At 62.6% G+C, this 6,860-nt stretch carries 6 protein-coding genes; all 6 read left to right on the top strand.

The window, feature by feature from the left end:
• Positions 1 to 161: 161 nt before the first annotated feature.
• On the top strand, positions 162 to 980 hold the full coding sequence (locus WBB95_RS08085) for an FAS1-like dehydratase domain-containing protein (protein ID WP_424487097.1): 819 nt from the start codon (positions 162 to 164) through the stop codon (positions 978 to 980).
• Between the two features lie 28 nt (positions 981 to 1,008).
• A complete protein-coding gene (locus tag WBB95_RS08080) occupies positions 1,009 to 2,172 on the top strand; it encodes an acyl-CoA dehydrogenase family protein (protein WP_424487096.1) in 1,164 nt (387 codons plus the stop codon).
• Between the two features lie 10 nt (positions 2,173 to 2,182).
• Positions 2,183 to 3,532: an MmgE/PrpD family protein gene (locus tag WBB95_RS08075; RefSeq protein ID WP_424487095.1), complete on the top strand. Its 1,350-nt coding sequence runs from the start codon at positions 2,183 to 2,185 to the stop codon at positions 3,530 to 3,532.
• Between the two features lie 9 nt (positions 3,533 to 3,541).
• On the top strand, positions 3,542 to 4,735 hold the full coding sequence (locus WBB95_RS08070; protein ID WP_424487094.1) for a CaiB/BaiF CoA transferase family protein: 1,194 nt from the start codon (positions 3,542 to 3,544) through the stop codon (positions 4,733 to 4,735).
• 14 nt (positions 4,736 to 4,749) lie between these two features.
• On the top strand, positions 4,750 to 5,565 hold the full coding sequence (locus tag WBB95_RS08065) for an HpcH/HpaI aldolase/citrate lyase family protein (RefSeq protein ID WP_424487093.1): 816 nt from the start codon (positions 4,750 to 4,752) through the stop codon (positions 5,563 to 5,565).
• A gap of 241 nt (positions 5,566 to 5,806) precedes the next feature.
• Positions 5,807 to 6,796, top strand: a complete 990-nt coding sequence (locus WBB95_RS08060; RefSeq protein ID WP_424487092.1) for a TRAP transporter substrate-binding protein — start codon at positions 5,807 to 5,809, stop codon at positions 6,794 to 6,796.
• Positions 6,797 to 6,860 lie beyond the last annotated feature (64 nt).

Genomic DNA, 6,860 nt, shown 5'->3' with positions numbered 1-6,860 from the left:
TTCGCGAGCAAGCCCGCTCCCACATTAGATCTATGTCGTTGCATCATGCATGGCGGCGTTCAGCATAACCGAACGCTGGTTTATTGAAATGCAAATTCTCAGAACGGGCAGGCGCTTGCATGATCCGGGGCAGACATCCACTGCCCAAGGATATTTGCCCGATGAGCGTTACCGATTGGATCGGCCGAAGTGAAACCGCCCACGACCACCTGAGCCGCACCCTGCTCAAGCGAATTGCCGCCACCTTGGGGGAGGCCGTGCCGGAAGAGGGCGCCGACGTTCCGCCGCTGTGGCAGTGGTGCTTTTTCCAGGACCCGCTGCCGGAGTCGGCACTGGGCGCTGATGGTCACCCGGCCCGTGGCGGGTTCTTGCCGCCCGCCGACAATCGCAATCGCATGTGGGCCGGTGGGCGCATCGAATTCATTCACGCCTTGCGAGCCGGAGAGGCGGCCACTCGCGTGTCGACCATCACTCAGGTCGAGGAAAAGACCGGCCGTAGCGGCGCGCTGCTGTTTGTCACCGTGCGCCATGACTACTCCCAGGACGGGCGCCTGGCGATTCGCGAAGAGCAAGACATCGTCTACCGCGAACCCACGCCGCCCAAGTCAGGCAGCGGTGATGCCCTGGCCCACGGTGAGTGGCAGGAACGCATCGAACCCACGCCAACCCTGCTGTTTCGCTACAGCGCCGTGACCTTCAACGGCCACCGTATCCATTACGACTACCCCTACGTCACCGGCACCGAAGGTTATTCGGGCCTGGTGGTGCACGGGCCGCTGATCGCCACTTTGAGCCTGCGTGCGTTTTGCCGTGCGCATCCACACGCCACCTTGCGCCGCTTTGCCTATCGCGGCGTGCGTCCGTTGATTGCACCGCAGGCGTTTGAAGTCGGCGGGCGCGTGACGGCCACCGGCGTGGCTGAGTTGTGGGCGGGCAACGCTGACGGCGTGGCCCAGAAAGCCGACGTGAATTTTGAATAACACCAGAACAACAGGCGGAGCGCCGTTAATGAACCCGAATGACAACGAAGAACTGAACGCCATCCGCGAAGGCGTGCGCGCCTTGTGCGCCGAATTCGACGCGGCTTACTGGCGCAAAATCGACGAAGAAAAAGGCTTTCCCGAAGCGTTCGTCAAGGCCCTGACCGACGCCGGCTGGCTGTCGGCAATGATCCCCGAAGAGTACGGCGGCTCCGGCCTGGGCCTGGCCGAGGCTTCGGTGATTCTGGAAGAAGTGAACCGCTGCGGCGGCAATTCCGGCACCGTCCACGGCCAGATGTACAACATGTTCACCCTGTTGCGGCACGGCAGCGAGGCGCAAAAAAGCTTCTACCTGCCCAAGCTCGCCAGCGGTGAATTGCGCCTGCAATCAATGGCGGTCACCGAGCCCACCACCGGCACCGACACCACCAAAATCAAGACCACCGCGGTCAAGCGCGGCGACAAGTACGTGATCAACGGCCAGAAAGTCTGGATCTCGCGGGTGCAGCATTCCGACCTGATGATCTTGCTGGCGCGCACCACGCCGCTGGCCGAGGTGAAGAAAAAGTCCGAAGGCATGTCGATCTTTCTGGTGGACCTGCGCGAAGCCATCGGCAATGGCCTGACCGTGCAGCCCATCGCCAATATGGTCAACCACGAAACCAACGAGCTGTTTTTCGACAACCTGGAACTGCCGCTCGACAGCTTGATTGGCGAGGAGGGCAAGGGCTTTCGCTACATCCTCGACGGCTTGAACGCCGAGCGCACCCTGATTGCCGCCGAATGCATCGGCGACGGCCGCTGGTTTATCGAAAAGGCCAGTGCCTATGCCCGCGACCGCGTGGTGTTTGGCCGGCCCATCGGGCAGAACCAGGGCGTGCAGTTCCCGATTGCCGAAGCGCACATCGAAATCGAAGCGGCAGACCTGATGCGCTGGCGCGCCTGTGAGGAATACGACAGCGGCGCGAATGCCGGGGCCAGCGCCAACATGGCCAAGTACCTGGCGGCCAAAGCGTCCTGGGAGGCCGCCAACGCCTGCCTGCAAACCCACGGCGGCTTCGGTTTTGCCTGTGAATACGACGTGGAGCGCAAATTCCGCGAAACCCGCCTGTACCAGGTGGCGCCGATCTCGACCAACCTGATCCTGTCCTACGTGGCCGAGCATTTGCTCGAACTGCCACGCAGCTTCTGAGGGCCTGACCATGAGCCATACCCAAGCCCTTTGCCGTTTCCTCGCACAGTTAAGTTACGCCCAGTTGCCCGACAATGTGTTGGCGCGCACCGAAGACCTATATCTCGATTGGCTCGCCTCGGCGCTGGCCAGCCAGGGTGCGCACCCGATTCCGTTGTTCGAGCGTTATGCGCACAAGATGGGCCCCGCCAACGGCCCTGCGCAGATTATCGTCAACGGTGGCAGCAGCAGCGCGTATTTCGCCGCGCTGGTCAACGGTGCTTCGTCGCACCTGGTCGAGCAGGACGACCTGCACAACAGCTCGGTGCTGCACCCGGCCACCGTCGTATTTCCTGCTGCACTGGCGGCCGCGCAAGACCTCGGCAAGTCCGGCCGCGATCTGTTGCTGGCCTCGGTGGCCGGTTATGAAGCCGGGATTCGCATCGGCGAATTCATGGGCCGCTCGCATTACCGCATCTTTCACACCACGGCCACCGTCGGCACCCTCGCCGCGGCCGTGGCCGTGGGCAAATTGCTGGATTTAAACGAAGAACAGTTCATCAACCTGCTCGGCAGCGCCGGCACCCAGGCCGCAGGGTTGTGGGAGTTCCTGCGCGACGCCGCCGACTCCAAGCAGCTGCACACGGCCAAAGCGGCGGCGGACGGTTTGCTTGCCGCTTACCTCACCGCAGACGGCCTGACCGGCGCGCGCAATATTCTGGAAGGTGACCAAGGCCTGGCAGCGGGCATGTCCAGCGATGCCGAACCGAGCAAATTGTCTGCCGGCCTGGGCAGCCGCTGGGCGCTGCTGGAAACCTCGTTCAAGTTCCACGCGTCGTGCCGCCACACCCACCCGGCCGCGGATGCGCTGTTGCACCTGATGCAGCGCGAGGGCCTTGGCGCCGAGCAGATTGCTCACGTGCAAACCCGTGTTCATCAAGGCGCGATTGACGTGCTTGGGCGCGTAAAAGTGCCCGCCACCGTGCACCAGGCCAAATTTTCCATGGGCACCGTGCTCGGCCTGATTGCCGTACACGGCAAGGCCGGGCTCACCGAATTTCATGAATTGGCGTTGACCGATCCCGCCGTCTCACGCTTTCGCGACAAGGTCAGCATGACCCTCGACCCTGAAGTCGACGGCGCCTACCCGCAACGCTGGCTGGGCCGCGTCACCGTCACCACGCGTGACGGCCGCACTCTGCACGGCGCCATCGATGAGCCCAAGGGTGATCCGGGCAACACGCTCAGCCGGGTCGAACTGGCGGATAAATTCCAGCGCCTGGCCCAGTTCAGCGGCGCGCGCACGCCGGCCCAGGCCAATGCATTGATCGACAAGGTCTGGGACCTGCGCAGCGCAGCGTCCATGGCCCACTGGCTTTGAGGAACAATGATGACTAATCAACGACCGCTGGACGGCATCACTGTCGTCAGCCTCGAACACGCGATTGCCGCGCCGTTCTGCACCCGCCAGCTGGCGGACCTGGGTGCGCGCGTGATCAAGGTCGAACGCCCGGGCGCCGGTGACTTTGCCCGTGGTTATGACGAGCGCGTGCGCGGCCTGGCGTCGCATTTCGTGTGGACCAACCGCTCCAAGGAAAGCCTCACCCTCGACCTGAAACAGGACGAGGCGGGCACTATTCTTGACACTTTGCTGGCCGATGCCGACGTGCTGGTGCAGAACCTCGCACCCGGCGCTGCGGCGCGCATGGGCTTGTCGTTCGAAGCGCTGCATGAGCGCTTTCCACGGCTGATCGTCTGCGATATTTCCGGCTATGGCGAAGGCGGGCCGTACGAGAAAAAGAAAGCCTATGACCTGTTGATCCAGAGCGAGGGCGGCTTTCTCTCGGTGACTGGCGGCCCCGGTGACGACCAGATGGCCAAGGCCGGCTGCTCCATCGCCGACATCTCTGCCGGCATGTACGCCTACAGTGGCATCCTTTCGGCGCTGCTGTTGCGCGGCAAGACGGGCAAGGGCAGTCGCATCGACGTGAGCATGCTGGAAAGCCTGGTGGAGTGGATGGGCTACCCGATGTATTACGCGTTCGACGGCGCGCCACAGCCGCCGCGTGCCGGTGCCGCGCATTCGACGATCTACCCCTACGGGCCGTTTCCCACGGGTGACGGCGGCACGGTGATGCTCGGCCTGCAGAACGAACGCGAGTGGGCGGCGTTCTGCGACAAGGTGCTGCTCACGCCGCAATTGGCCACGGATGAACGTTTTTCCGCCAACTTCAAGCGCTCGGCCAACCGTGAGGTGCTGCGCCAGATCATCGTCGACAGCTTCGCCCAACTGGATGCCGAGGCGGTGATCCAGCGCCTCGAAGACGCGCAGATCGCCAGTGCCCGGGTCAACGACATGCAGGGCGTGTGGGACCACCCGCAACTCAAGGCCCGCGACAGCTGGCGTGAAGTCGACAGCCCGGCCGGGCCGTTGCCATCGCTGTTACCGCCGGCACGCAATGCCGCGTTTACCCCGCGTATGGATGCAGTGCCCGCGTTGGGGCAGCACAGCCAAGCCATTCTCGATCAGCTCGGTTATTCGGGTGACGCCATCGACAGCCTGCGCGCGCGCGGCGTTATCTAATAAGGAACTCAGTGATGGCAAAGCCTTTAGTTCGTTCGGCCCTGTTTGTGCCCGGCAGCCGCCCGGAGCGGTTTTCCAAAGCGTTGGCGAGCGGCGCCGACGCAGTGATTGTGGACTTTGAAGACGCGGTGGAAGAACCGCTGAAACGCCAGGCACGGGATAACCTTGGAGCGTTTTTGCAAGGACACCCGGAGGCTCAGGTATGGGTGCGCATCAATGCGCCGGAGCATGCCGAACACTTTGAGGATGTGGCGTTCTGCAAAGCCCACTCGAACGTGGCGGGCGTGTTGCTGCCCAAGGTCGAGAGCGCCGCGCAGGTGGCAGTGGTGGCCGCGGCAGGCAAAGTGATCTGGCCGATCATCGAAAGCGCGCGTGGCTTGTTGGCCGTGGCCGAGATCGCCCATGCCCCCCAGGTACAACGCCTGTCGTTCGGCGGGTTGGACTTGGCGCTGGACCTGAACCTGAGCAGCCACTCGGCGGCCGCGAATTTCGCCCTCGACCAAGCGCGCCTGGCGCTGATCGTGCACTCGCGTGCTGCGGGCCTGGTGGCGCCGCTGGATGGTGTGCACCCGGCCATCGACGACCCCGAAGGCCTGCGCCGCTCGATCCGGCATGCCTATGAAATGGGCTTTGTCGGGGCGTTGTGTATTCATCCCAAACAGGTGGCGGTGATCCATGAGGCCCTGGCGCCGAGTGCGGCCGACCTGGCATGGGCCAAGCGGGTAGTGGAGGGCGGGGCACATGGCGCAGGGGCCTATCAGATTGACGGGCAGATGGTCGATGCGCCGGTGCTGCTGCGCGCGCAAAGGCTGCTCGCGGCACAGCTCTGACTGACTAAAACCGAAGCACACGTGTGGGCGCTGGCGTGCCTGCGATGGCGGTATATCAGGCACTGAATTGATTGACTGAGCCTGCGCTATCGCAGGCAAGCCAGCTCCCACACTGGATCTTCATTGTGCTCTGGATTGGCGTTCGGCCCAGCCGAACGCAGGTATCTAAAATTCGAAATTCACTACACGCGTGACATCAGGCACCTTGCCCTATAACACAACAATAAGAAGGTGATTTTCCATGCTCAAGCTTTCTCGGGCGCTGCTGTGCGCCGCCACTTTGTTTGCCGCGGGCCTGGCCCAGGCGGCGGACCCGATTGTGATCAAGTTCGCCCACGTGGTCGCCGAAAATACCCCCAAAGGCCAGGGCGCCTTGCTGTTCAAGAAGCTCGTCGAAGAGCGTCTGCCGGGCCGGGTAAAGGTTGAGGTGTACCCGAACTCGTCGCTGTTCGGCGATGGCAAGGAGATGGAAGCGTTGCTGCTGGGCGATGTGCAGATGCTGGCGCCGTCCCTGGCCAAGTTTGAGCAATACACCAAGCAGGTGCAGATCTACGACCTGCCGTTCCTGTTCAATGACCTGGCCGCCGTCGACCGTTTCCAGGCCGCCCAGGGCAAAGACCTGCTGAGCTCGATGCAGGACAAGAACATCCTCGGCCTGGCTTATTGGCACAACGGCCTCAAGCAACTCTCCTCGAACAAGGCGCTGCATGAACCCAAGGACGCCCGTGGCCTGAAGTTCCGTGTGCAGGCCTCCAGCGTGCTTGAAGAACAGTTCAAGGCTATTCGCGCCAACCCGCGCAAAATGAGTTTTGCCGAGGTGTACCAAGGGCTGCAGACCGGCACCGTGAATGGCACCGAGAACACCTGGTCGAACTATGAAAGCCAGAAGGTCAACGAGGTGCAGAAGTACTTCACCGAGTCCAACCACGGCCTGATCGACTACATGGTGATCACCAACGCCAAATTCTGGAACGGCCTGCCACCGGATATCCGCACCACCCTGGACCAGATCATGGTCGAGGTCACCGTCGAGGTGAACAAGCAGGCCGAAGCGCTGAACCAGTCGGCCAAGCAGAAAATCATCGATTCCAAGACCAGCGAAATCATCGAACTGACCCCCGAGCAACGCCAGCTCTGGCGCGAAGCCATGCGCCCGGTGTGGCAGAAGTTTGAAGGGGAGATCGGGGTTGACCTGATCAAGGCGGCGGACGCTTCCAACCAAGCTAACTGATCGTTCCAGTGATTCCGGGTTGTACCGAGATCCAGTGTGGGAGCGGGCTTGCTCGCGAAAGCGG

Source organism: Pseudomonas sp., from assembly GCF_049645325.1.
Classification (GTDB): Bacteria; Pseudomonadota; Gammaproteobacteria; order Pseudomonadales; family Pseudomonadaceae; genus Aquipseudomonas.
The sequence above is the reverse complement of the archived record's forward strand: the minus strand, read 5'-3'. Positions and strand labels throughout refer to the sequence as shown.

Bases quoted from the DNA above. Each gene is read 5' to 3' on its own strand.
- WBB95_RS08070 (WP_424487094.1), top strand. From the start codon at position 3,542: ATGACTAATCAACGACCGCTGGACGGCATCACTGTCGTCAGCCTCGAA.
- WBB95_RS08075 (WP_424487095.1), top strand. From the start codon at position 2,183: ATGAGCCATACCCAAGCCCTTTGCCGTTTCCTCGCACAGTTAAGTTAC.
- WBB95_RS08065 (WP_424487093.1), top strand. From the start codon at position 4,750: ATGGCAAAGCCTTTAGTTCGTTCGGCCCTGTTTGTGCCCGGCAGCCGC.
- WBB95_RS08080 (WP_424487096.1), top strand. From the start codon at position 1,009: ATGAACCCGAATGACAACGAAGAACTGAACGCCATCCGCGAAGGCGTG.
- WBB95_RS08085 (WP_424487097.1), top strand. From the start codon at position 162: ATGAGCGTTACCGATTGGATCGGCCGAAGTGAAACCGCCCACGACCAC.
- WBB95_RS08060 (WP_424487092.1), top strand. From the start codon at position 5,807: ATGCTCAAGCTTTCTCGGGCGCTGCTGTGCGCCGCCACTTTGTTTGCC.